The organism is Lysobacter defluvii IMMIB APB-9 = DSM 18482 (genome assembly GCF_000423325.1).
Taxonomy (GTDB): Bacteria; Pseudomonadota; Gammaproteobacteria; order Xanthomonadales; family Xanthomonadaceae; genus Novilysobacter; species Novilysobacter defluvii.
The window spans coordinates 35,791-59,069 of the sequence record NZ_AUHT01000008.1; the positions used below are offsets into that span (position 1 = coordinate 35,791).

The following is a 23,279-nucleotide window of genomic DNA, read 5'->3' on the forward strand; positions in this document are numbered from 1 at the left end:
GGTGGTTGTGGCCCTGCGCCGGATGGATTACAAACGGCGTGCCGCAAACAGGGGTGCGGCGCCAACGTACTGCTCACGGAGAGAGAGTCGATGAACGCGCCCCTTCGCCAGCCCCTCGCGGCTGCGCTTTGCCTTGCCCTTGCCACCCCCGTCCTGTCCATCGGTACCGCGCAGGCCGCGCCAGCCGGCCAGCAGTCCGCCCCCGACCCCACCACCCTGGACAGCGTCCAGGTGACCGGCACCCGCATCCGCAAGGCCGAGGTCGAGACCCAGGTCCCGGTGCATTCGCTCAGCCGCGAGGACATCGACCGGTCCGGTCTGACCTCGATCGGCGACGTGCTGCAGGAACTGACCGGCGCCGGCTCGGCGCTCAACACCAAGTTCAACTCCTCGGGCAACTTCGGCTTCTCGCCCAACGGCGACGGCGTGGGCGCCGGTTCGGCCCAGGTCGACCTGCGCCACCTCGGCGCCAAGCGGGTGTTGGTGCTGGTCGACGGCATGCGCTGGGTCAACGAGTCCTCCGCCTCGGGCGTGGGTGCGACCACCGACCTCAACACCATCCCGCTGGCGATCGTCGAGCGCATCGACGTGCTCGAGGACGGCGCGTCCTCGCTGTACGGCTCGGATGCGATCGCGGGCGTGGTCAACATCATCACCCGCCGCGACTTCGACGGCGCGCAGGTGTCGGTCAGCGTCGGCGAGTATGGCGAGGGCGACGGCCGCCAGACCGGGGTCGACTTCGCCTGGGGGCACAACACCGACCGCAGCAACCTGTTCATCGGCCTGAGCCACGTCGACCAGGAGGAAATCCTGGCCTCCAGTCGCGAGCAGTCGCGCTGGCCGGTGCCGGGCACCGGGCTGAGCTTCGGCAGCTCGGGCACGCCGCACGGGCGCTTCATCTTCACCGACCCGGCGACCGGGGTGACCCACGACCTGACGCCCAACGCAGGCGCCCCGGATCCGGTCTTCGACGGCGGCCAGGCCGGCTGCGACCGCACCGACGACTACCACTGCTTCGGCACCGCCGACCGCTTCAACTTCGCCACCTACAACCTGCTGCTGACGCCGTCGGAGCGCACCGGCGCCTTCGGCCAGTTCCGCTTCCACTTCAACGACCGTCTGCAGGGCTACGCCAAGGCGCTGTTCAACCGCCGCGAGTCGGTCAACCAGGCCGCGCCGGAGCCGATCTTCCTCGGCCCCGACGCCGGCACCGGCAACCCGCTGGCGGACGGGATCTTCATCTCCGCCGCCAACCCGTACAACCCGTTTGGCTTCGACCTGGTGTCGGTCGATGATCCGGCCACGCCGGAGAACGAGGCGAACCTGGTGATGATCGGCCGGCGCCCGGTGGAGGGCGGGCCGCGGGTGTTCGAGCAGCAGGTGGACACGACGTACTTCGGCGCCGGCCTGGAGGGTACCTTCGAGGCCGGGGCGCGCACCTGGTTCTGGGACGTGAACCTGGCGACCAGCCGCAACGAAGCCGAGCAGGTCAATTACGGCAGCTACAACATCCTCAACATCGCGACCGCCCTGGGCGATCCGGCGGTGTGCGCGGCCACCCCGGGTTGCGTGCCGCTGGACCTGTTCGGCGGCCCCGGCTCGATCACCCCGGAAATGCTGGCGTGGATCCAGCCCGTGGTGCGCGACCGCAGCGAGCAGCAGCTGGACCAGTTCACCGCCAACGTCTCCGGCGACCTCGTGGACCTGTGGGCCGGTCCGCTGTCCTTCGCCGGGGGGCTGGAGCACCGGCGCTACGAGGGCTGGTACCAGCCCGATCCGCTGACCGTCGCCGGCCACTACAACGGCGTGCCCTCGCTGCCGACCTCGGGCGAGTACGACGTCAGCGAGGCCTACGTGGAGTTCAACGTGCCGCTGCTGGCCGAGGGCTTCTTCGGCAACGGGCTGGACCTGAGCCTGGCCGGCCGCTACTCGGACTACTCGACCTTCGGCAGCCAGTTCACCCCCAAGTACGGCCTGCGCTGGCAGGTCGCCGACGAGCTGCTGCTGCGCGCGACCTACGCCGAGGGCTTCCGTGCGCCTTCGATCGGCGAGCTGTACGGCTCGGCCAGCCGCGCCGACCTGCAGCTGCGCGACCCCTGCCTGGTGGGCGTGGACGGTGCCCCGCCGACGGGCGACCCGGCCAACTGCGCCGCGCTCGGCGTGCCGCCGGGCGCGCTGCAGACCAATCCGCAGATCTCGGTGACCACCGGCGGCAACGAGGCGTTGCAGCCGGAAACCGTGCGCAGCTTCACCACCGGCTTCGTCTTCAGCCCCTCCTTCGCCAGCAACGCCCGCTGGTCGGACCGCCTGGACCTGGAGGTCACCTTCTACCGGCACAGCCTGGAAGGCGCGGTGCAGGCGATCGACGCCCAGACCCAGCTGGAACTGTGCGTGGACACGCTGGACCCGCTGTACTGCGACGGCATCACCCGATCGTCGGTGGGCAGCATCAACGGTTTCAACAACCGGCTCACCAACCTGGGCTCGATCCGCACCGACGGATGGGACGCGGACCTGGCATGGACGCTGCCGGAGTTGGACGCGGGGCGGTTCCGCGTGCTGTGGCAGAACACCTGGGTGACGCGTTACGAGGCGGTGGGCGCCGCCGGCCAGGTGCAGCCGCGCCGCGTCGGCATCGAGGTCAACGACAGCGCGATCCCGGACTGGACCTCCACCGCCACCCTGGACTGGCGCCGCGACGCCTGGAACGCGTCCTGGAGCGTGCGCCACATCAGCGAGCTGGAGGAGGAGTGCGGCGACGCGGTGTCGTTCCCGGTGTGCTCGGACCCGGCGAACGGGACCAACACGCTGGAGGCGACGACCTACCACGACGTGCAGCTGGGGTACCGTTTCGACGTGCTGCGCGGCCTGCAGCTGACCGCCGGCGCCAACAACATCTTCGATGAGGATCCGCCCCTGTGCCTGTCCTGTTCGCTCAACGGCTACGACGCGTCCACCTACGACATCCCCGGCGGGCGCTATTTCTACCTGCGCGCCGACCTGCGGTTCTGATGGCGGCCCTCCACCGCGCCGGGTGCACGGCGGCGCTCGCGGGCGTACTGTTGACGGCAACCGCCGCCTGTGCGCACGACGGCACGGCGGCCCCGGGTCCATCCGCAAGCTCCAGCCAGGAGAACTCCGCAATGCCGACCATCACCTCGCAGTTCGCGACCACCGTCATCGAAGGAACCGGCGTCCGCCTGGAGGTGGACTTCCACCAGCGGGCGGAGGACGTGGTGCAGGTGGAGTACCGGCTGCACAACACCGGCGACGCGGACCTGGCGGTATTCGACCGGGGCGACCGGCACGCGGTGATGACCGGGCGGATGAAGACGGGCGAGGTGGGCCAGCCGCTGTTCCGCGACGAGGGCGAGGGCGACTACACCTTCGGCCACGTCGCGCTGCCGCTGCCGGATCCGGCCCCGACGCTGCCGCCGGTGCCGCTGGCGGCGAAGCTGCCCGCCGGCGGCTCGCTGGAGGGGGCGTTCGAGCTGTCGGTCCCCGGCGAGGTCCCGCGGCGCGTGCGCTGGTGCATCGGCATGGCGCCGATGGATGGCGGCGCGTTCGACCAGCCCGAGCAGGCCGGCGGGGTCGAGGTGTGGCGCGCCTCCTTCGACGCCCACCAGCACCAGCGCAAGCTGTGCACGCCGTGGTACGACATGGCGGCGGGGGGCTTCCGGGAAGACGACTGAGCGCCGCCCCGGGGAGCGTCAGTCGAGCGCCGACTCCGGTACGTCGAGCTCCAGCGACAGGGCCAGGTGGTCGGAGTTGGCCGCCGGCATCGCACAGGCACCGGAGCAGCGCAGGCCATCGCCCACCAGGATGTGGTCGATCGCGCGTTGCGGGCGCCAGCTGGGGAAGGTCGGCACCACGCACTCCGGTGGCTGCAGGCGGGTGTTGCGGAACAGCGCCTGCACCTCGGGGCGGTCCAGCGGGGCGTTGAAGTCGCCCATCAGCACGGCGTTGGGGTGGTCGTGCAGCAGCTCGGCGATGAAGGCCAGCTGCGAGGCGCGTGAGTTCGCCCCCAGCGAAAGGTGCGCGACGGCGACCAGCAGCCCGTGGCGGCCATCGCCGAAGCGGCCCATCAGCACGCCGCGGCCGGAGATCCGCCCCGGCAACGGGTGGTGGATGATTTCCCTGGGTTCCAGCCGGCTCAGCAGCGCGTTGGCACTGGAAGCAACGCCGCCCACGCGGCGGTTGGGTTGGTGGCTCCAGTAGTCGAAGCCGGCCCGCTGGGCGACGTAGTGGGTCTGGTTGGTGAAGCCCGAGCGCAGGCTGCCAGGGTCGGCCTCGTTGAGGCCGACGATGTCGTAGCGGCCGGCCAGCTCCGCGATGCGGTCCAGGCTTCCCCGCTTGTTGCCGGCCGGGAGCACGTGCGACCAGCTGCGCGAGACGTAGTCGGTGTAGCCGCGGGTGCTCGAGCCGGCCTGGATGTTGGCGCTGAGCAGGCGCAGGCGGCGCGACTCCCCCGCCGGGTCCGGCCTGGTGTCCGGACCGGGGCGCGGGGCGTCGTCCGCGGCGTGCGCCTGCGCTGCCATCCGCCGCTTACCCGGCCTCGGCGGGGTCGACGGTGGCCTCGCCCTGCGCGGCGTCGGCGTCCGGCGCGGCATCCGCATCGGCGTCCGCATCCGTGTCGGCAGCGGCACCGGTGTCCTGCGCGGGCGCGGTGCCGCGCGCGTCGCGCCGCATCGCGATCAGGTGGTCGGCGATGCGCAGCTTGTCTTCCCAGCTGTTCCCACCGGTCACCCGGTAGCGCCCGTCGATGACGAGGGTCGGGGTCCCGTCGACTCCGGTGCGCTGCAGGAACTGGCGCGCACGGTTGACCTTGGCGTTGACCGAGAAGCTCGACATGGTGCGCGCGAACTCCTGCGGATCGACGCCGAACTGGCCATAGAAGCGCGCGATCTCCGGCTCGGTCGACTCATGGTTGAGCTCGCCGCGCAGGTGGAAGGCCTCGAACACGGCGTCGTGGCTCTGCTCGGCGATGCCGGCCGTCTCGGCCGCGTAGTAGGCCTTCGCGTATGGCATCCAGAAGCCACCGAAGGGCGCCGGCACCGGGATGAACTCGACATCGGCCGGGAGACGGTCGACCCAGCCCGACAGCACCGGCTCGAACTGCGCGCAGGCCGGGCAGGTGTAGCCGAACGCCTCGACCACCTCGATCTTCGGATTGCCCGGCTTGAACGGCTGGCCGCTGGCAATCTCCACGTAGTCGGTGCCGGCGACCGGCGGCGGACCCTGCGGGGGTACGACCGGGCCAGGGGTGCGCTCGGCCGCGGGCGCGGCGGGCTGTGGTGCCTGCGCGGGCGCCGCGGCGCCATTGCCGGTGGCCGGCGCGGTGGCCTGCTGCGCGGGGGCGGCGGGCGCGGCCTGCTGCGGGGCATCCTGGCCGCAGGCGGCCAGCATCAGGGTGGCGGTCAGGGCCAGGCCGAGTCGCGGCCAGGTCGGCATGCGCAGTTTCATGGAAGTTCTCTCCGGTGGATCAGGTCGGTTGCTGGGCCCCGATGCGCGAGCATAGCCAGCGCATCGGGAGCGGGAGGTGTACGGCGCGGTCAGCGCGCGGCTGCGCGCTCGCGCTCGATGAGTGCCGAGGTGTTGCGCAGGATGTCGTCGATGGTGCGGCCCAGTACGCGGTAGCGGCCATTGACGACCAGGCTGGGCGTGCCGTCGACGCGGCTGCGCTGGAGGAAGCCGGTGGCCTCGCGCAGCTTCGCACGGGTCTCCTCGCTGGACAGGTCGGCCAGGAAACGGGTGCGGTCGGCGCCACGCGCGGCGTAGAAGTCGGCCAGCTGGGCATCGGTCACGCCGCTCGCGAGCAGGGTGCCCTCGTCATGGATCGCGTCGAAGACCGCCTGGTGGGTCTCGTCGGCGATCCCCTGGGCTTCGGCGGCGTAGTAGGCACGCGCGTACGGCATCCACTGGCCGCCGAACGGCGCCGGCACGCGCACCAGCGCCACGTCGTCGGGCAGCGTGCGCTCCCACGCGACCAGGTGCGGCTCGAAGCTCGCGCAGTGCGGGCAGGTGTAGCCGAATACTTCCACGACCTCGACCTTGCCGTCCTGCGTCGAGAACGGCGCGCCGCCCGGGATCTCGAGGTAATCGACGCCGGGCACGAGCTCCTGGGCCGCGGCGGCAAGCGGGAGGGCAAGCAGCGCCAGCCCGGCGGCGAGCACCATCTGGCGTGCGTGGAGGCGGAGGCGTGTGAGCATCGTGGGACTCCCGGTGTCGGTTCGGAAAATGAAAACGCCGGCCGTGGGGACGGCCGGCGCTATCGGTACTGCATGGACGGACGCGGCGTCGCCGCGGATCAGCCCAGCTCGGCGGTGCCGGCATCGGCCTCCGCCGGGGCGTCCTCCGCCGGCTCGCCGGCTTCGGGCGGGGCGGCTTCTCCGGAGGCGTCCGCATCCGGCGCCGCAGCGCCGTCGGCGGGAACGCCGTCCGCCGGGGACTCCACGGTCGACGGCTCCGCCACCGGGTCGGCGTCCGGGGTGACCGGCGCGGTCGGCGCGGCGGCCGGGACCGGTGCCGCGGCCGCGACCAGGTCGTCGGCGGCCGGGTGCAGGCCTTCCATGTAGCTGGCCAGCGCACCGATCTCTTCCTCGGTCAGGCGGCTGGCGATGTTCGCCATGATCTGGAACAGGTCGTTGTCGCGCTCCGCGCCGGTGCCGTTGCGGAAGATCTCCAGCCGCTGCTGGGTGTAGGACGCGTGCTGGCCGCCCACGTGCGGGTAGGCCGGGCCCGGGTTGCCGGTGCCGGCGGGGCCGTGGCAGGCCATGCAGGCCGGGATGCCGCGCGCCGGGTCGCCGGAGCGGTACAGCTGCTCGCCGACCTCGTAGAAACGCATTCCCTCGTAGGGACCCGAGGCGATGACCGTGTCGTCGGCGACGCCCGCGCCGGAGGTCTGCGTGGCGAACCACGCGCCGACATCGCGTGCGTCCTGGGCGCTGAGCATGTCGGCGAACGGCTTCATGATCGCGGCCATGCCGTCGCTGCGCTCGCCGGACTTGAAGCGCGCGATCTGGTCGGCGATGTAGATCTCGCTCTGGCCGGCGATGCGCGGGTACATGTCGAGCTGCGAGTTGCCGTCGACGCCGTGGCAGGCGGCGCAGGTGGCGGCAAGCGCCTGGCCGTTCTGCGGGTCGCCCCAGGTGGCGGGAGCCTCCGGCGCCGCCGGCTCCAGCGGAGCGGTTTCCACCGGTGCGGCATCCGGGATCGGGGTGACCTCGGTCTGGGCGTAGGCGACGGCGGCTGCCGCAAGGGCGGCAAGGCCGATACCGAGGACGCGGGCGTGGCTCATTGGGTGGCTCCGTAGGACGCTGGATCGACGGCCACCGTGCACCGTCGGAACCTTGGAATTATCGTTGGCCCCCGTGTACGGGTCAACGCACGCGCCGGGGGCGGGCCGGCATGCGATCCTTGCACGATGAACAACCCGCTTGCACGCGCCCGCTACCTGCTGGCCGCCCACACCCCCGGGCAACTGCCGCCCGACGGGGGATTCGAGGTCGCCTTCGCCGGCCGCTCCAACGCCGGCAAGTCCAGCGCGCTCAACGTGATCTGCAACCAGAACGCGCTGGCGCGGGTGTCCAAGACCCCGGGGCGCACCCAGCAGCTGGTCTATTTCGAAGTGCCGCCGCACGAGCAGCGGTACCTGGTCGACCTGCCCGGCTACGGCTACGCCAAGGTGCCCAAGGACCTGCAAGCGCACTGGCAGAAGTTCCTCGACAACTACTTCGCCAACCGCAACGCGCTGCGCGGGCTGGTGGTGGTCATGGACGTGCGCCACCCGCTGAAGGACTACGACCGGCAGATGCTCGGCTATGCCGCCAACCGCGGCCTGCCGGCGCACGCGATCCTGACCAAGGCCGACAAGCTCGGCCGCGGCGCCGCGGGCAATGCGCTGCAGGCGGTCCGTCGCGACCTGCGCAAGGAGTTCGGCGACGCGATCAGCGTGCAGCTGTTCTCCTCGCTGGCCAAGCAGGGTGCCGACGAGGCACGTGAGGTCATCGGCGGATGGCTGCAGCTCGGCGAAGGAAGCACGCCGCCGGCTGCGTGACCCCGGTGCCGGAAAGCAGCGTTCGCCACGCGGTCACGACCTGTCCGCGCTTGCCGCCTACACTTGGCGGACTTGCGTTCGCCGCCGCGCGCCGCATATCGCCCCGACAGCCATGAGCGCGAGGTAGCAGTGTCCGGTCCCAGCCACGTCGAGCAGGAAGTCCTGCATTCGCGCGAGCAGCTGCTCCGCTATCTCACCTCGGGAACGCGCCCGCGCAGCGACTGGCGGATCGGCACCGAGCACGAGAAGTTCGGCTTCCGCCACGACGACCTGCGCCCGCCGCCCTTCGATGGCGAGGCCGGCATCGAGGCCGTGCTCAATGGCCTGGTCCAGTACGGCTGGGAGCCGGTACGCGAGGGCGGCCGCACCATCGCGCTCACGCGCGGCGACGCCTCGGTGTCGCTGGAGCCCGCGGGCCAGCTGGAGCTTTCCGGTGCGCCGCTGCGCAACCTGCACGAGACCTGCCGCGAGGCCGCCAGCCACCTGCACGAGCTGCGCTCGGTGGCCGAGCCGATGGGCGTGGGGTTCCTGGGCATGGGCTTCCAGCCGATCTGGAAGCGCGAGGACATGCCGTGGATGCCCAAGGGCCGCTACGCGATCATGCGCCGCTACATGCCGACGGTCGGCAACCTCGGCCTGGACATGATGACCCGCACCGCGACCGTGCAGGTCAACCTGGACGTCGAGTCCGAAGCCGACATGGTGCGCAAGTTCCGCGTCGGCCTGGCGCTGCAGCCGGTGGCGACGGCGCTTTTCGCCGATTCGCCGTTCACCGAGGGCAAGCCGAACGGCTTCCTTTCCTACCGCTCGCACATCTGGACCGACACCGACCCGCACCGCACCGGGATGCTCGATTTCGTGTTCGAGGACGGCTTCGGCTACGAGCGCTGGGTCGACTACCTGCTCGACGTGCCGATGTACTTCGTCCTGCGCGAGGGCGAGTACCTGGACCTCGCCGGGCAGTCCTTCCGCGACTTCATGGACGGGCGCCTGCCGGCGCTGCCGGGCGAGCGGCCCACCATGCAGGACTGGGCCGACCACTGCACCACCGCCTTCCCCGAGGTGCGGCTGAAGAAGTACCTGGAGATGCGCGGCGCCGACTCCGGCCCCTGGAACCGCATCTGCGCGCTGCCGGCGTTCTGGGTGGGGCTGCTCTATGACGACGACGCGCTGGACGAGGCCTGGGAGCTGGTGCGCGACTTCAGCATGGAAGAGCGCCACGCGCTGCGCGATGGCGTCCCGAAGCACGGGCTGAAGCTGCCGTTCCGCGGCGGCACCGTGCTCGACCTGGCCAGGCGCGCGCTGGAGATCTCCGCGCGGGGCCTGGCGCGCCGCGCCAATACCAACGACAACGGCATGGACGAGCGCATCTTCCTTGGCCCGCTGATGGAGATGGCGGAGGCCGGTACCAGTGCCGCCGAGCGCAAGCTGGAGCTGTTCCACGGCCCGTGGAAGGGCAGCGTGGAGCCGGTCTACCGCGAGTTCGCGTACTGACGGCGGCTCGTGGGCCGCGGGTTCAGCGGCGCCGGCCCCGTATCGAGGCGCCCTGCCGCGAGCCCATCACCATCGGGACCCGCACGAGGATCGGCTGGTGCCCCGCGTGCGGCGCGAACCGCATCCGCAGGAGGCACTCCTTCAAGGGTGCGGTAGCTTCCGGGCTGGGTACGAAGTTCTCCATCACGATTCGCCCGGTCTCGCCCGAAGGGAGCACCTCGACGATCCATGCTGCCGCCGCCGCGCCAGCCCGGCCCACGGGTTTGACGTAGCAGTCTCCGGACCCGGGCACGCGTCGCACGCCCGGGCCATCCTGGGCCGAATGCCTCTGGTACTTGCCCTGCATGCGTTCGTGCATCCGCCGGGTGACGCGCTCGCCGTGCTCCGCGAGGTACTCGTTGAGGTCCTGGCGGATCAACTTGCGCGGCAGCCGTGGTTTCGGCCACTTCCAGATCACCTCCGCGCGTGCCAGCAGGTTTCCGTTGTACGCCGACCGCTGGAAATGAGCGTCGCTCGCATCCTCGATGTAGTCCATCAGCACGTCGTCGACGAAGTGCAGGTAGACCTGGGTCCACTTCATCATCTCGCGCGAATTGGCGTGGCGCATCTCCATCTCCGCCAGGTCCGCGTACGCGTCCAGGTGGCCGTCCTCCGCCATCGGCCGAATCAATGCCCGTGCCCTTTCGACATCCTGCTCCACCAGGTTCCCGGGAAGGTCGGCACCATGCCGGTAGAGTTGCCCGAGCGTGTAGCCGAACTCCGGACAACGCTCCATGGCTGCCAGGCGTTCGTAGGCGGCGAGGGCGGCCTCCCGCCTGCCGATCGGCGCGTCCGGGTCGAGCAGGTCCAGGATCGTGCCGTAGGGGAGTTCCGCATAGGCCGACTCGCAGGAGGCAATTGGCGGGTCGGGCGCGTTCGGCACGCCGGTCCCGGGGCTGTCGCGCGCGGCGGCGTTGAACGGTGCAGCGGCCGTCGCCGCCAGCAGGATGATGGTTCGGATGAGCATTGGTCTTCCCTCCCCGGAAGCTGCCGCGGCATCAGCCAAGCACGGGCCGGGCAACTATCGCACGGCAGCGGTACAGCCGTGACCCGGGCCTGCGCTAGGCTGCCGGCATGAGTGGATTCAACCGGAACACGCATGGCCCCGGGCAGGGGGGCGACGTCAGGCGCATCGAGTTCGGGCCTGCGGACGCGCGCCTTCGCGAGGACGTGACCCTGCTGGGGACCCTCGTCGGCGAGATCCTCGCCGAGCAGGGCGGCCAGGAACTCTTCGACCGGGTCGAGTCACTGCGCCGCTCGGCCATCCTGCGGCGGGAGCTGGGGGACCCGGTTTCGCAGCTGGAGACAGAGCTGCACGGCCTGGACCTGGAGCAAGCCTCCGACCTGGTGCGCGCGTTCTCCGTGTACTTCCAGGCCGTGAACCTGGCCGAACGCGTGCACCGCATCCGCCGGCGCCGCGAGCACGAGCGGGCGGAGCACGGGGTGCAGCCGGAGGGGCTGCACGACACGGTGGCGCGCCTGCACGACGAGGGCGTGGACGCCGCGGCCCTGTCGGCACTGCTGGCGCGGATGCGGATCGAGCCGGTGTTCACCGCCCACCCCACCGAGGCCGTGCGCCGGGTCCTGCTGCACAAGGAGCGGCAGATCGTCGATGCGCTGGTGGCAGACCTGGACCGCGGGCTCACCCCGCCCGAACGCCGGCGTGCGCACGAGCGCATCCGCGTCGCGCTCGCCGCAAGCTGGCAGACCGCCGAGACCCCGCCGGCCCGTCCAAGCGTCGCCGACGAGTTCGAGCACGTGGGCTTCTACCTGTCGGAGGTGCTGTACCGGGTGCTCCCGGATTTTCTGGAGGTGTTCGACGATGCGGTGCGCGCCCGGTTCCCGCGGGTGGAGGTCCCGGACGCCGTGCTCGGCTTCGGCAGCTGGGTCGGGGGTGACATGGACGGCAACCCCAACGTGGGCGCCGGCACCATTGCTGCCACGCTCGCCGCCCAGCGCGCCCTGGTCCTGGCCGCGTACCGGCGCGACCTGGAGCCGCTAGCCGACCTGCTCAGCCAGTCGCTGGGCCGGGTCGGCGTCGACGAGGCGGTGCTGGAGCGGCTGGAGGCGTACCGCGAGCAGCTCGCGGAGGGCGCGGCGCGGCTGCACCCCAGGCACGTGGACATGCCCTACCGCAACCTCGTCCTGCTGCTGGACGAGCGGCTGCGCCGCACCGCCGACGGCGAGGAGGGCGGGTATGCCGACGCGGCGGGCTTCGTCGCCGACCTTGAGGCGATGCTGGCCAGCCTGGAGCGCAACCGCGGCTCGCATGCCGGTTGCGGCGCGCTGCGCCGCGTACTGCAGCGCGCCCGCTGCTTCGGTTTCCACCTGGCAAGCCTGGACCTGCGCCAGGAGTCCTCGGCTCATGACGCGGCGCTGGCGGCGCTGCTGGGCGACCCGGGCTGGCCGGCGCGGCCGGTGGCGGAGCGGGTCGCCTTGCTGCAGGAACTCATCGAGGGCAGCCGACGGCCCGTCGACCCGGACGCGGCGGAGGCCGCCGCCACCCTGGACGTGTTCCGTACCGTCGCCACCCTCCGCCCGCGCTACGGCGAGCGCGTGTTCGGCCCGTACATCGTCAGCATGAGCCGCTCCGCCGCCGATGCGCTGGCGGTGCTGGCGCTGGCCCGCCTCGGCGGTTGCGTCGAGGGCGGGCAGGTGCCGCTGGACGTGGCGCCGCTGTTCGAAACCGTAGACGACCTGCAGGCCGCCGCCGGCACCCTGCGCCAGCTGTTCGCCGATCCCGCCTACCGCACCCACCTGGCCGCGCGCGGCGACCGCCAGGTGGTGATGCTGGGCTATTCGGACAGTGCCAAGGACGGCGGCATCATCGCCTCGCGCTGGGCACTGCAGCAGACCCAGCTCGAGCTCACCGCGCTGGCGGCCGAAGCCGGCATCCGAATCGCCTTCTTCCATGGCCGGGGCGGTTCGATCAGCCGCGGCGGCGGCAAGACCGGGCGTGCGGTGATCGCTGGCCCGCGCGGCTCCGTCGACGGCTACCTGCGGCTGACCGAGCAGGGCGAGGTGATCCACCGCAAGTACGGCATCCGCCCGCTCGCGCTGCGGAACCTGGAGCAGACCACCGGCGCGGTGCTGCGCGCCAGCCTGCGGCCGCGCCCGCCGGAGCCGCGCGAGGCGCGCTGGCGCTCGATCGCGGCGGAGCTGGCGGCCGATGCGCGCACGCATTACCGCGCCCTCGTGCACGACGATCCAGCGTTCCCGGCGTACTTCCGCGCCGCCACGCCCATCGACGTGATCGAGCGGCTGCGCATCGGCTCGCGGCCGAGCAAGCGCGGCGGCACCGGCGAGGTCGACGCATTGCGCGCCATCCCCTGGGTGTTTTCCTGGGCGCAGAACCGCTCCGGGCTGACCGCCTGGTACGGCGTGGGCACCGCGCTGGCGAAGGCGCGCGACCGCCACGGCGCGGCGGTGCTGGCGGAGATGGCGCGCGACTGGCCGTTCTTCGGTGCGCTGGTCGACGACGTGGAGATGGTGCTCGCCAAGTCCGACCTGGACATCTTCGAGCGCTACTCGAACCTGGCGGCGGAGCTGCCCGAGGGCGACCTGCACGCGCGGTTCTTCGGCACGGTCGCGGGTGAATTCGCGCGCACCCGCGAGTGCATACTCGCGATCAAGGGCGCCGGCGAGCTGCTGGCCGGCGACCCGAAACTGGCGCGCTCGATCCGCCTGCGCAACCCGTACGTGGACCCGATCAGCCTGCTGCAGGTCGACCTGCTGGAGCGCTGGCGCGGGCAGGGGCGCCCGGATGGCGAACTGCTGCAGGCCCTGGTGGCGACCGTCAACGGCATCGCCGCGGGAATCCAGAACACCGGCTGAGGAACAACCCGATGGGCGAAAACGAACTGGTCTTCCACACCAACCCGATGTCCCGTGGCCGCATCGTGCGCTGGATGCTGGAAGAGCTCGGGGTCGGCTACCGCACCGTGGTGCAGGAATACGGCGGCAGCATGAAGTCGCCGGAGTACCTGGCGATCAACCCGATGGGCAAGGTGCCGGCGCTCGAGCACCGCGGGGTGGTGGTCACCGAGGCCGCGGCGATCTGCGCCTATCTCGCCGATGCGTTCCCGGACGCGGGGCTGGCGCCGCCGCCCGGTGATCCCCTGCGCGGCACGTACTACCGCTGGCTGTTCTTCGCTGCCGGCCCGGTGGAGGCAGCGGTTTCGGCCAAGGCGCTCGGCCTGCTGCCTCCGGCCGACAAGAGCGGCATGGTCGGCTACGGCAGTTTCGAGCAGACGGTCGACACCCTCGAGAAGGCGGCCGCCTCCGCCTCGCCGTGGCTGCTGGGCGACCGGTTCAGCGCGGCGGACGTGTACGTCGGCAGCCAGGTCGACTTCGGGCTCGGGTTCAAGTCGATCCCCGAGCGGCCGGCCTTCACCGCATGGGTGGAGCGCCTGCGAGGGCGCGAGGCGTACCGGCGCGCCCGGGGACTCGACGATGCCTTGATGCCGAAGGGCTGAGCCGCCGGGCGAGGCGTAAGCGCCGGTTGGTGCCTATGCCTCCGTGCTGCCGGCCCCGTCCTGCGCCTGGTACTGCTTCTCCTCGACGAACTCCGAGCCGGACAGCTGGTTGATGCGGTTCTTGGCCGCGACCCGCTCGCCGTTGCGTGCCGCCACCGCGCGCGCCAGCTCGATGAACTCCGCGTCGAACACCTGCGCCGCCTCCTTGGCTCGCAGGGCGTCCTGGACCTCCCACATGCGCTCGTTGGCGGTCTTCAGCTCGGCATAGACCGGCTCCAGCTCCGGCCGGCCGTCGAGCTGCTCGCGCCACAGCGGCATGAGGCCGTCCAGTTCGAGCTCCACGTGGGCGCGCTTGGTTTCGTCGCCGATGCGTTCGGACTTGATCTGCAGGATCGAGACCTTGTCGGCCAACTCGCCGACGGAGACGGGGCACAGGATGGTCTGCATGGATTCTTGCCTCGGTTGGGCGGCGGCTCAGGCCGCCAGGCTCGCATTGTCGATCACGAAGCGGTAGCGCACGTCGCCCTTGAGCATGCGCTCGTACGCCTCGTTGATCTGGTCGGCACGGATCATCTCGACGTCGGCCACGATCCCGTGTTCGGCGCAGAAGTCGAGCATTTCCTGGGTTTCCGGGATCCCGCCGATCAGCGAACCGGCCAGGCTGCGGCGCTTCATGATCAGGTTGAACACCTGCGGTGACGGGTGCGGGGTCGCGGGCGCGCCAAGCAGGGCCATCGTCCCGTCGCGCCTGAGCAGCGGGAAGAACGCGTCAAGGTCATGGGGCGCCGCGACGGTGTTGAGGATGAAGTCCAGGCTCTTGCGCTGCCCGGCCATCTCGTCCTCGTTGCGCGAGACCACCACCTCGTGCGCGCCCAGCTTCAGCGCCTCTTCGCGCTTGGACTCGGAGGTGGTGAAGGCGACCACGTGTGCGCCAAGCGCGCGGGCCAGCTTGATGCCCATGTGCCCGAGTCCACCGATGCCGACGATCCCGACCTTCTTGCCCGGACCCACGTGCCAGTGCCGCAGCGGCGACCAGGTGGTGATGCCGGCGCACAGCAGCGGGGCCACCGCGGGCAGGTCCGCCTCGGGGTGACGGATGCGCAGCACGTAGCGCTGGTCCACGACGATCGCCTGCGAGTAGCCGCCCAGCGTGTGCCCGGGTGCGTCCGGCGTCCGCCCGTTGTAAGTGCCGACCATGCCGTCGCAGTAGTTCTCGAGTCCGTCGGCGCATTCCTCGCAGTGGCGGCAGCTGTCGACGATGCAGCCCACCCCGACCAGGTCCCCCGGCTTGAACCCGGTCACTTCGGCGCCGACCTCGGCCACCCGGCCGACGATCTCGTGCCCCGGCACGCACGGGAACACCGTCCCGGCCCACTCGGCGCGCACCTGGTGCAGGTCGGAGTGGCAGATGCCGCAGTAGGCGATGTCGATGCGCACGTCCGCCGGACCGGTCTCGCGACGGGTGATGTCGAGGGGGACGAGGGGCTGGTCGCCGGCGTGGGCGCCGTAGGCTTTGATGGTCATGGGGGGCTCCTGCAAGCTAGTGCACGCTGGTCCTGGACAGCAGGTTCAGCACCGCGACGCCACTGACTATAAGCCCCATCCCAACGAACGCCCACGCGTCCAGCTTCTGGCCATGCACCAGCCACGCGACGGCGGCGATCAGTACGATCCCGAGTCCGGACCAGACCGCGTAGGCGACGCCGACCGGGATGGTCTTCAGCACCAGCGAAAGGAAGTAGAAGGCGACGCCGTAGCCGCCCACCACGAGCGCCGACGGGCCGAGCCGCGTGAAGCCCTCGCTGGACTTGAGCGCCGACGTGGCGACCACCTCGGCGACGATGGCGATCGCCAGGAAAAGCCAGCTCTTCATGTTCTTCTGCCTCCGGGAGTCCAGCCCGGATAGTGCCCAAGCGCTGGAGAACGCGGGTACCTTGGTGCGATGGATTTCACCCAGGGCGCGATCCCGCCGAAGCTGGTCCGCTTTTCCCTCCCCATCCTGTTGGCCAACCTGTTGCAGGCGTCGATGCAGCTGGTCAACGGGTTGTGGGTCGGCAACCTGCTGGGCAGTGAAGCGTTCGCGGCGGTCACGGTCGCCACGACCCTGCTGGCGATGGTGCTGGCCTTCGTGCTGGGCATCAACAACGCCACGCTGACCATCTTCGCCCAGCTGCGCGGGGCGGGGGACGACCCGGGCATGGACCGGTTCCTCGGCGGTTTCACGCTGGTCCTGCTGGTCCTGTCGCTGATGGTGGGCGGGGCCGGGTTCGTCCTGGCCGGGCCGTTGCTGGTGCTGCTCGACACGCCGCCCGCGATCCTGGCGGAGGCGCGAAGCTACCTGCAGGTGGGCTTCGCCGGGACGCTGTTCCTGGTCGGCTACAACTTCGTCGGCACGCTGCTGCGCGCGTTCGGCGACAGCCGCACGCCGCTGTACTTCGTGCTGCTGGCCACCGCGCTGGCGGCCGTGCTGGCGCCGGCGCTGATTGCGGGACTCGGCATGGGCGTGGCGGGTGCGTCGTACGCGGTGGTGTTGGGGCAGGCGGCGGCGTTCCTGTACAGCCTGTGGTACCTGGCGCGGCGCTCCAGTCCGTACCGGCTGCGGCCGCGCCCGTCGGGTGTGGCGGAGCTGCGGACGATCCTGGAGCTGGGCGTCCCGTCGGGCGTGCAGATGGTCGTCATCTATGCCGGGATGACGGTGATCCTGTCGCTGGTGAACTCGTTCGGCCCGGACGTGGTGGCCGGCTTTGGCGCGGCGCAGCGGCTGGACAGCATCATCCTGTTGCCGGCGGTGGCACTGGGGACGGCGGTCAACGCGATGGCCGCGCAGAACATCGGGGCCGGGCAGTGGCCGCGGGTGGGCCGGATCTCCCGCACCGGGGTGTGGCACAACCTGGCGGTCATGGCGGCGATCGCCGCGGTCCTGCTGGCCTGGGCCGAGCCGCTGGTCCGGCTGTTCATCCGCGACGAGGGCAGCGTCGCGTTCGGTGTGTCCTACCTGCGCACGATCGCGGTGTTCTACCCCTTCATCGGCCTGAACTTCATCCTCAACGGAGTGGTGCGCGGTTCCGGCGCGATGTTCCAGGTGCTGGTGCTCAACATCATCTCGCTGTGGATCCTGCGCGTACCGCTGGCGTATTGGCTAGCGTCCCACCTCGGCGAGCGCGGCATCGCGCTGGGGATCGGGATCAGCTTCGTGGTCAGCAGCGCGGTGTCGGCGGCGTACTACCGCTGGGGTGGATGGCGCGAGCGTCGACTGCTCCGGGATGCGCCAGCGGCGGGTGCGGGCTGATCAGCGTCCACCGCCTGGCGCCGTGGCTTCTGTGTCCACGGCCTGCCTGATCCGCTCGATCAGCCCGCGCCGTGCCGCCACCAGCTCGCTGGACGTGGCACGCGGCCACGCGGCCAGCTGCACGATCACCAGCCGGCGCGCCGGGTCGACGTGGATCATCTGCCCGAAGATCCCGACGGCCGAATAGCTGCCGCCCTCACCGGTCCACCACTGGTAGCCGTAGCCGCGCCCGGGCGCGTTCTCCGCGTCCTGCCCCTGCACGGCACCTTCCATCCACTCGCGGGCGATGACGGGCTCGCCGTCGATGCGGCCGCCCTCGAGCATGAACTGGCCCAGCCGGGCGTAGTCGGCCAGCGTCGCCGACAGGCCGCTGCCGCCGGTGTTGCTGCCGTCGCACTCGTCGCGGATCCAGTAGGCGTCGGCCTCCATGCCGTACGGCTTCCAGATCGCCTCCGACAGGTAGTGGGCGAGCGGCTGGCCGGTGGCGCGCTCGACCACGATGCCGAGCAGGTCGGTCTCGGCGGTGTTGTAGTTCCAGTGGGTGCCGGGCGGCCATTCGCGCGGCAGCCGTTGCAGGTAGGACAGCACGTGGGCCTGGTCGCCCACGCAGGCGCCGCGGTACATCTGCCCCACGTCCGACTGTGGGTCGGTGTAGTCCTCGTTCCAGCGCACGCCGGAGGTCATGGTCAGCAGCTGGCGCACGGTGACGTCGGCATAGGCGCTGCCGGCGAGCTCCGGGATGTAGACCGGGAGCCGGTCGTCGAGGCCGTGGATGTGCCCCTGCTGCAGCGCGATGCCGAGCAGCGTGGAGGTCACCGACTTGGCGACCGAGAAGGACTCCCAGCGGTCATCCGGTCCGAAACCCAGGCCATGGCGCCGCAGGCGGACCTCGCCGTCGTGCAGCACCAGCAGGCCGGCGACGTGGTGGCGGTCCATGTAGTCGTCGAGCCAGGCCTCGCCGCCGGGCAGCGCAAGCGGATCGCCGACCGGGAGCTCGCGCACCTCGGCGCCGCGCCTCGCGACATCGCTCGGGAACTGCGCCTGCATCCGCCGGAAGCCCGCTTCGCGCTCGGCCTGGGACCAGAACAGCACGGCCTCGCGCTGCTCGCCGATGGTAGGTTCCGCCGCCGGCGGTGGGCGCGTACCGGTGGCGGCACAGCCCAGCAGGGAGGCTCCGAGGAGGACGGCGAGCAGGTGGTGTCGGCGGGGCAGGGACATGGCGCGGGCGTGGGAGGGGAGGAAACCGGGCAGTCTATCGGGGGCCGGGTGGACCCGCCGGAAGGCGCTCCGTATACTATCCCCCACTATAGTTTCCGGATCGCTGCCGTGCCCCATTCCCCCGAGGAAAAGAGGAAGGTGCTCGCCCGCGTGCGCCGCATCCGCGGCCAGTGCGATGCCCTGGAGCGCGCGCTGGAAGCCGGTGCCGACTGCGGACCGGTGCTGCAGCAGATCGCCGCCATCCGTGGCGCGGTCAACGGGCTGATGAGCGGGGTGCTGGAGTCGCACCTGCGCGAGCAGTTCGGCCAGCCCGCCTCCGATCCGGAGGACCGGCACGCCCGCGTCACCGAAATGACCGCGCTGATCCGTTCCTACCTCAAGTAACCCTCCACTCCCGGGCGTACCAGCCCGCACCCCCACATCCAGGAGTCCGCCATGAAGACCCGTGCCGCCGTTGCATTCGAAGCCGGAAAGCCGCTCGAGATCGTCGAGCTCGACCTCGAGGGCCCCAAGAAGGGCGAGGTGCTGGTGAAGATCACCCACACCGCGCTGTGCCACACCGACGCCTTCACCCTGTCCGGCGAGGACCCCGAGGGCGTGTTCCCCGCCGTGCTCGGCCACGAGGGCGCGGGCATCGTGGTCGAGGTCGGCGAGGGCGTGACCAGCGTCAAGCCCGGCGACCACGTCATCCCGCTCTACACCGCCGAGTGCGGCGAGTGCCTGTTCTGCAAGTCCGGCAAGACCAACCTGTGCGTGGCCGTGCGCGCCACCCAGGGCAAGGGCGTGATGCCCGACGGCACCACCCGCTTCAGCTACAACGGCCAGCCGGTCTACCACTACATGGGCTGCTCGACCTTCGCCGAGCACACCGTCGTCGCCGAGGTCTCGCTGGCCAAGGTGAACCCGGAGGCCAACCCGGAGCACACCTGCCTGCTGGGCTGCGGGGTGACCACCGGCATCGGCGCGGTGCACAACACCGCCAAGGTGCAGGAAGGCGACAGCGTCGCCGTGTTCGGCCTGGGCGCCATTGGCCTGGCGGTGATCCAGGGCGCGGTGCAGGCCAAGGCCGGGCGCATCATCGCCATCGACACCAACCCGGACAAGTTCGAGCTGGCGAAGGAGATGGGCGCCACCGACTTCGTCAACCCGAAGGACCACGACCGCCCGATCCAGGAAGTGATCGTGGAGATGACCGGCTGGGGCGTGGACCACAGCTTCGAGTGCATCGGCAACGTCGATGTGATGCGGGCGGCGCTGGAGTGCGCGCACCGCGGCTGGGGCCAGAGCGTGATCATCGGCGTGGCCGGCGCCGGCAAGGAGATCAGCACCCGCCCGTTCCAGCTGGTCACCGGCCGCAAGTGGCTGGGCACCGCGTTTGGCGGCGTGAAGGGCCGCACCCAGCTGCCGGGCATGGTCGAGGACGCGATGAAGGGGGAGATCCGGCTCGAGCCCTTCGTCACCCACACCCTGCCGCTGGAGCGCATCAACGAGGCCTTCGAGCTGATGGAGAAGGGCGAGTCGATCCGGACGGTGATCCGGTACTGAGGCTTTTCCCTTCTCCCGCCAGCCGGCCATCCCTTCTCCCGCTAGCGGGAGAAGGTGCCCGAAGGGCGGTTGAGGGCGGCTCTTGCTCTTCGTAAACAAGAGCAAAGGCAACAGCAACAGCAAAAGCCCCTCACCCCGACCCTCTCCCGTGAACGGGAGAGGGGGTAAATGCATAGGAGGTTTTTCACCCATGGAACGAATCGAACGCCACGCCTGTTTCGGCGGTTGGCAGGACGTCTACCGGCACGAGTCGAAGGTGCTGGGCTGTGACATGACCGTCGGCGTGTACTTCCCGCCGCAGGCCGAGGAAGGTCCGTGCCCGGTGCTGTACTGGCTGTCGGGGCTGACCTGCAACGAGCAGAACTTCATCACCAAGGCCGGTGCGCAGCGCTACGCCGCCGAGCACGGGCTGATCCTGGTCGCTCCGGACACCAGCCCGCGCGGGGACGACGTCGCCGACGACGAGGCCTACGACCTGGGCAAGGGCGCGGGCTTCTACGTCAACGCGACCCGGGAGCCGTGGTCCAGGCACTACCGGATGTACGACTACATCGTCGAGGAGCTGCCGGAGTGGGTCGAGTCCGACCCGGCGGCGAGCGATCGCCGTTCGATCAGCGGCCACTCGATGGGCGGCCACGGTGCGCTGGCGATCGCGCTGAAGAACCCCGGCCGCTACCGCAGTGTCTCGGCGTTCTCGCCGATCGTCGCGCCGACGCAGGTGCCCTGGGGCGAGAAGGCCTTCAGCGCCTACCTGGGTGATGATCGCGAGGCCTGGAAGCAGTACGACACCGTGGAGCTGGTCAAGAACGCCCGGGAGAAGCTGCCGCTGCTCATCGACCAGGGCGAGGACGACAACTTCCTGGCCGAGCAGCTGCGCCCGGAACTGCTGCGCGAGGCGTGCGACGCGGCGAAGCATCCGATCGAGCTGCGCATGCGCCCCGGCTACGATCACAGCTACTACTTCATTGCCAGCTTCATCGGCGAGCACATCGCCCACCACGCGCGCGCGCTGAAGGGCTGATCCGTGCGCCTGTGGTCCCTGCATCCAGCCCACCTGGACCGGCAGGGACTCACGGCACTGTGGCGCGAGGGCCTGCTGGCGCGTGCGGTGCTGTCCGGCCGCACGCGCGGCTACCGCAACCATCCGCAGCTGGAGCGGTTCCGGGCGCAACCGGAGCCGCTTTCCTCGCTGGATGCGTACCTGTCGGCCGTCGTCGACGAGGCGGCCGGCAGGGGCTACCGCTACGACCGCACCAAGCTGGCACCGGTGGGCACCGTCCCGTTGATCGAGGTGACGGAAGGCCAGCTGGTCTTCGAATGGCAGCACCTGATGGCCAAGCTGGCGCGGCGCAGTCCGGACTGGCATGCGGCGCAGCAGGAGCGGTCCGTCCCGCGGTGCCACCCCTGCCTCACCGTAGTGCCTGGACCCGTGGCCGGCTGGGAGCGCGGCCAACACGGGTAAGCTTGCCCCACCACACGAATGGGGGCGTGTCATGGAACCGAACTCGGGGAAGGTGCCGGCCAGCGTCTGGATCGTCGGCGGACTGGCCGTGGTCTGGAACCTGCTCGGCGTCGCGGCCTTCGCGATGCAGCTGGCGATGCCGGCCGAAGCGTTGCAGGCGATGCCGCCGGAGCAGCGTGCGATCTACGAGGCCACGCCGGGCTGGATCTACCTGTTCTATGGGGTGGCCACCATCGGCGGCGTGCTCGGCTCGCTGGGCCTGTTGCTGCGCCGGCGCTGGGCGGCGCCGGTTTACCTGGTCGCGCTGATCGGGCTGGTGCTGCAGGTGCTGGCCAGCTATGCGGTGACGCCCGCCTGGTCGGCCGGAGGCGCGGCGAGCCTCGGGTTCCCGGTGCTGCTGGTGGCGGTCGCCATTGCGCTGTGGCTGTTTGCCCGCCGCATGGCGGCGCGCGGGGTGTTGCGCTGACGGGTTCGCCGGGGTCCGGCGCAATACGCCGTTGGCTATTGCGCCCTACGGTGGGGCCAGTCGGAAATCAGTGAAGGCGAAGCGGTTGTCGCGCAGGACGGTCTGGCCCTGCTCCACCCGCAGCGGCTGCTGGAACATGGGACCGTCGGTCACCAAGGTGTGGAACTCGCCGTCCTCGCCGCAGGGGTCGCAGCCTTCCGGCAGGTCGGCCAGCAGGGAGGCGTCGAAGCGGCGTCCCGCGTAGCGCGCATCCAGCTGGGCGGTGTCGACGCAGCACAGGCGCGGTTGCAGCCCGCCCTCGATCATCGCGCGCGCGAGCTGGCGGGTGTCGGCGCCGAACAGCGGGGTGGTGATCTTCCAGCCATGCCGCTGGCACAGGGCTTCGCGCCAGGCGCGCACGTCGGCGAGCTTGAGGTCGCCGTAGGCGATCGTGTCGAGTCCGGGCCAGCGCGCTCGGGCTTCCCGCAGGGTTTCCGCGAAAGCGGCCTCGTAAGCGTCGTTGTCGGCGCCGGCGCGGATGGCCGACTCGAGCAGTGGCAGCCCGACGGCCGCGGCCTGGGCATGCAGCACGTCGCGGCGGATGCCGTGCATGGCGACGCGGTCGTGGTCCGCGGTCACGGTGGTGAGCAGGCCGACGACGCGGACATCGGTGCGTGCGCGCAGCTGGTACAGGGTCCAGGCGGCATCCTTGCCGCCGCTCCAGGCCAGGAGGATCTCGGTCATCGGGGGATTGTGCCTGCGCGGCGCTTGTCGACGCCCGCGTGCGCGGGCATGACGGAGGGCGGTCAGGCGGCGGTGACGTTGCGTAGCTCCCAGGCGCTGCCGGCCAGCCAGCGCAGGCGCTGCTGGAGCAGCTGGCCGGGCAGGGTGGTGGTGGCGATCAGCTCCACCCGCAGGTCGTCCTGCCGGCCGGTGACCGTCGCATCCGGGTCGGTGGCGCCCAGCGCCGGGTCGACCTCGTCCGGCTCGTCCTGCTTGGCCAGCCAGTGGCCGAACAGCGTGTCGCTCCGGAGCGCCTGTTCCAGCTCCTGCGCGAATCCCTCCGCGCTGACGGCGGTGAACGACAGTCCGGGATCGGAGCCCCGCGCGAGCTTGGCGTCGGGCAGATGGATGTAATAGCGCGTACCCATGTCGGCCTCCTGTGGTCGCGTACAGGGTAGGCCCGGTCCGCGACGCTGAATGTGAACAGGGCCGCCCCGGCGGGGCGGCCCTGCTGTTTTCACTTCCCGGAGCCG

The 23,279-nt window shown here is 70.8% G+C and carries 22 protein-coding genes and 1 pseudogene; 12 read left to right on the forward strand and 11 right to left on the reverse strand.

Features of this window, described 5'->3' with window-relative positions:
• The first annotated feature begins 90 nt into the window (after positions 1 to 90).
• A complete protein-coding gene (locus G545_RS0108055; RefSeq protein WP_027069928.1) occupies positions 91 to 3,012 on the forward strand; it encodes a TonB-dependent receptor in 2,922 nt (973 codons plus the stop codon).
• A 131-nt stretch (positions 3,013 to 3,143) separates the two neighbouring features.
• Positions 3,144 to 3,692 (forward strand): hypothetical protein, encoded by a 549-nt coding sequence (locus tag G545_RS0108060; RefSeq protein WP_027069929.1) that lies wholly within the window; start codon positions 3,144 to 3,146, stop codon positions 3,690 to 3,692.
• An 18-nt stretch (positions 3,693 to 3,710) separates the two neighbouring features.
• On the opposite strand, the gene G545_RS0108065 is transcribed toward G545_RS0108060, so the two are convergent.
• The 4 genes and pseudogenes from G545_RS0108065 to G545_RS14120 all read right to left on the reverse strand — a co-directional run.
• Positions 3,711 to 4,448: an endonuclease/exonuclease/phosphatase family protein gene (locus G545_RS0108065; protein ID WP_027069930.1), complete on the reverse strand. Its 738-nt coding sequence runs from the start codon at positions 4,446 to 4,448 to the stop codon at positions 3,711 to 3,713.
• A gap of 97 nt (positions 4,449 to 4,545) precedes the next feature.
• Positions 4,546 to 5,463, reverse strand: coding sequence for a thiol:disulfide interchange protein DsbA/DsbL (locus G545_RS14115; protein ID WP_052347295.1), 918 nt, complete (start codon positions 5,461 to 5,463; stop codon positions 4,546 to 4,548).
• 89 nt (positions 5,464 to 5,552) lie between these two features.
• Positions 5,553 to 6,209 carry a thiol:disulfide interchange protein DsbA/DsbL gene (locus G545_RS0108075; RefSeq protein WP_052347296.1) on the reverse strand — a complete coding sequence of 219 codons (657 nt, stop codon included), beginning with the start codon at positions 6,207 to 6,209 and terminating at the stop codon, positions 5,553 to 5,555.
• A 293-nt stretch (positions 6,210 to 6,502) separates the two neighbouring features.
• Positions 6,503 to 7,297, reverse strand: a pseudogene (locus G545_RS14120) (c-type cytochrome); the annotation flags it as partial.
• Between the two features lie 126 nt (positions 7,298 to 7,423).
• Here G545_RS14120 and yihA point away from each other — a divergent pair.
• Positions 7,424 to 8,056 (forward strand): ribosome biogenesis GTP-binding protein YihA/YsxC, encoded by a 633-nt coding sequence (yihA, locus tag G545_RS0108085; protein WP_027069932.1) that lies wholly within the window; start codon positions 7,424 to 7,426, stop codon positions 8,054 to 8,056.
• A 129-nt stretch (positions 8,057 to 8,185) separates the two neighbouring features.
• Positions 8,186 to 9,550, forward strand: a complete 1,365-nt coding sequence (locus G545_RS0108090) for a glutamate--cysteine ligase (protein ID WP_027069933.1) — start codon at positions 8,186 to 8,188, stop codon at positions 9,548 to 9,550.
• Positions 9,551 to 9,572: 22 nt separating this feature from the next.
• On the opposite strand, the gene G545_RS0108095 is transcribed toward G545_RS0108090, so the two are convergent.
• Complete coding sequence (locus G545_RS0108095) at positions 9,573 to 10,556, reverse strand: SEL1-like repeat protein (protein WP_027069934.1); 984 nt, start codon at positions 10,554 to 10,556, stop codon at positions 9,573 to 9,575.
• A 107-nt stretch (positions 10,557 to 10,663) separates the two neighbouring features.
• Between G545_RS0108095 and ppc the strand changes: the two genes are divergently transcribed.
• On the forward strand, positions 10,664 to 13,423 hold the full coding sequence (gene ppc, locus G545_RS0108100) for a phosphoenolpyruvate carboxylase (protein WP_052347297.1): 2,760 nt from the start codon (positions 10,664 to 10,666) through the stop codon (positions 13,421 to 13,423).
• A gap of 11 nt (positions 13,424 to 13,434) precedes the next feature.
• Positions 13,435 to 14,064 carry a glutathione S-transferase family protein gene (locus tag G545_RS0108105; protein ID WP_027069936.1) on the forward strand — a complete coding sequence of 210 codons (630 nt, stop codon included), beginning with the start codon at positions 13,435 to 13,437 and terminating at the stop codon, positions 14,062 to 14,064.
• Positions 14,065 to 14,097: 33 nt separating this feature from the next.
• On the opposite strand, the gene G545_RS0108110 is transcribed toward G545_RS0108105, so the two are convergent.
• From G545_RS0108110 to G545_RS0108120, 3 genes are read right to left on the reverse strand one after another with little or no spacing between them, the layout of a single operon-like run.
• Positions 14,098 to 14,511 (reverse strand): DUF6165 family protein, encoded by a 414-nt coding sequence (locus G545_RS0108110; RefSeq protein WP_027069937.1) that lies wholly within the window; start codon positions 14,509 to 14,511, stop codon positions 14,098 to 14,100.
• 27 nt (positions 14,512 to 14,538) lie between these two features.
• Positions 14,539 to 15,588, reverse strand: a complete 1,050-nt coding sequence (locus G545_RS0108115) for an NAD(P)-dependent alcohol dehydrogenase (RefSeq protein WP_027069938.1) — start codon at positions 15,586 to 15,588, stop codon at positions 14,539 to 14,541.
• A gap of 16 nt (positions 15,589 to 15,604) precedes the next feature.
• Complete coding sequence (locus tag G545_RS0108120; protein ID WP_027069939.1) at positions 15,605 to 15,937, reverse strand: Qac family quaternary ammonium compound efflux SMR transporter; 333 nt, start codon at positions 15,935 to 15,937, stop codon at positions 15,605 to 15,607.
• A gap of 69 nt (positions 15,938 to 16,006) precedes the next feature.
• On the opposite strand from G545_RS0108120, the gene G545_RS0108125 reads away from it, so the two are divergent.
• Positions 16,007 to 17,353, forward strand: coding sequence for an MATE family efflux transporter (locus G545_RS0108125; protein WP_027069940.1), 1,347 nt, complete (start codon positions 16,007 to 16,009; stop codon positions 17,351 to 17,353).
• Here the strand turns inward: G545_RS0108125 and G545_RS0108130 are convergent, their stop codons facing one another.
• Complete coding sequence (locus tag G545_RS0108130) at positions 17,354 to 18,571, reverse strand: serine hydrolase domain-containing protein (RefSeq protein ID WP_036136781.1); 1,218 nt, start codon at positions 18,569 to 18,571, stop codon at positions 17,354 to 17,356.
• Between the two features lie 108 nt (positions 18,572 to 18,679).
• On the opposite strand from G545_RS0108130, the gene frmR reads away from it, so the two are divergent.
• The 5 genes from frmR to G545_RS14125 all read left to right on the forward strand — a co-directional run bounded on the left by frmR (position 18,680) and on the right by G545_RS14125 (position 22,044).
• A complete protein-coding gene (frmR, locus tag G545_RS0108135) occupies positions 18,680 to 18,955 on the forward strand; it encodes a formaldehyde-responsive transcriptional repressor FrmR (RefSeq protein WP_027069942.1) in 276 nt (91 codons plus the stop codon).
• Positions 18,956 to 19,006: 51 nt separating this feature from the next.
• Positions 19,007 to 20,116, forward strand: coding sequence for an S-(hydroxymethyl)glutathione dehydrogenase/class III alcohol dehydrogenase (locus G545_RS0108140; RefSeq protein ID WP_027069943.1), 1,110 nt, complete (start codon positions 19,007 to 19,009; stop codon positions 20,114 to 20,116).
• Positions 20,117 to 20,306: 190 nt separating this feature from the next.
• Positions 20,307 to 21,137, forward strand: coding sequence for an S-formylglutathione hydrolase (fghA, locus tag G545_RS0108145; protein WP_027069944.1), 831 nt, complete (start codon positions 20,307 to 20,309; stop codon positions 21,135 to 21,137).
• Between the two features lie 3 nt (positions 21,138 to 21,140).
• A complete protein-coding gene (locus tag G545_RS0108150) occupies positions 21,141 to 21,578 on the forward strand; it encodes a pyrimidine dimer DNA glycosylase/endonuclease V (protein WP_027069945.1) in 438 nt (145 codons plus the stop codon).
• A gap of 31 nt (positions 21,579 to 21,609) precedes the next feature.
• Positions 21,610 to 22,044, forward strand: coding sequence for a hypothetical protein (locus G545_RS14125; RefSeq protein WP_052106678.1), 435 nt, complete (start codon positions 21,610 to 21,612; stop codon positions 22,042 to 22,044).
• Between the two features lie 45 nt (positions 22,045 to 22,089).
• On the opposite strand, the gene G545_RS0108160 is transcribed toward G545_RS14125, so the two are convergent.
• Positions 22,090 to 22,767, reverse strand: coding sequence for a Dph6-related ATP pyrophosphatase (locus G545_RS0108160; RefSeq protein ID WP_027069946.1), 678 nt, complete (start codon positions 22,765 to 22,767; stop codon positions 22,090 to 22,092).
• Positions 22,768 to 22,829: 62 nt separating this feature from the next.
• Positions 22,830 to 23,174, reverse strand: coding sequence for a hypothetical protein (locus G545_RS0108165; RefSeq protein ID WP_027069947.1), 345 nt, complete (start codon positions 23,172 to 23,174; stop codon positions 22,830 to 22,832).
• Between the last annotated feature and the right edge of the window lie 105 nt (positions 23,175 to 23,279).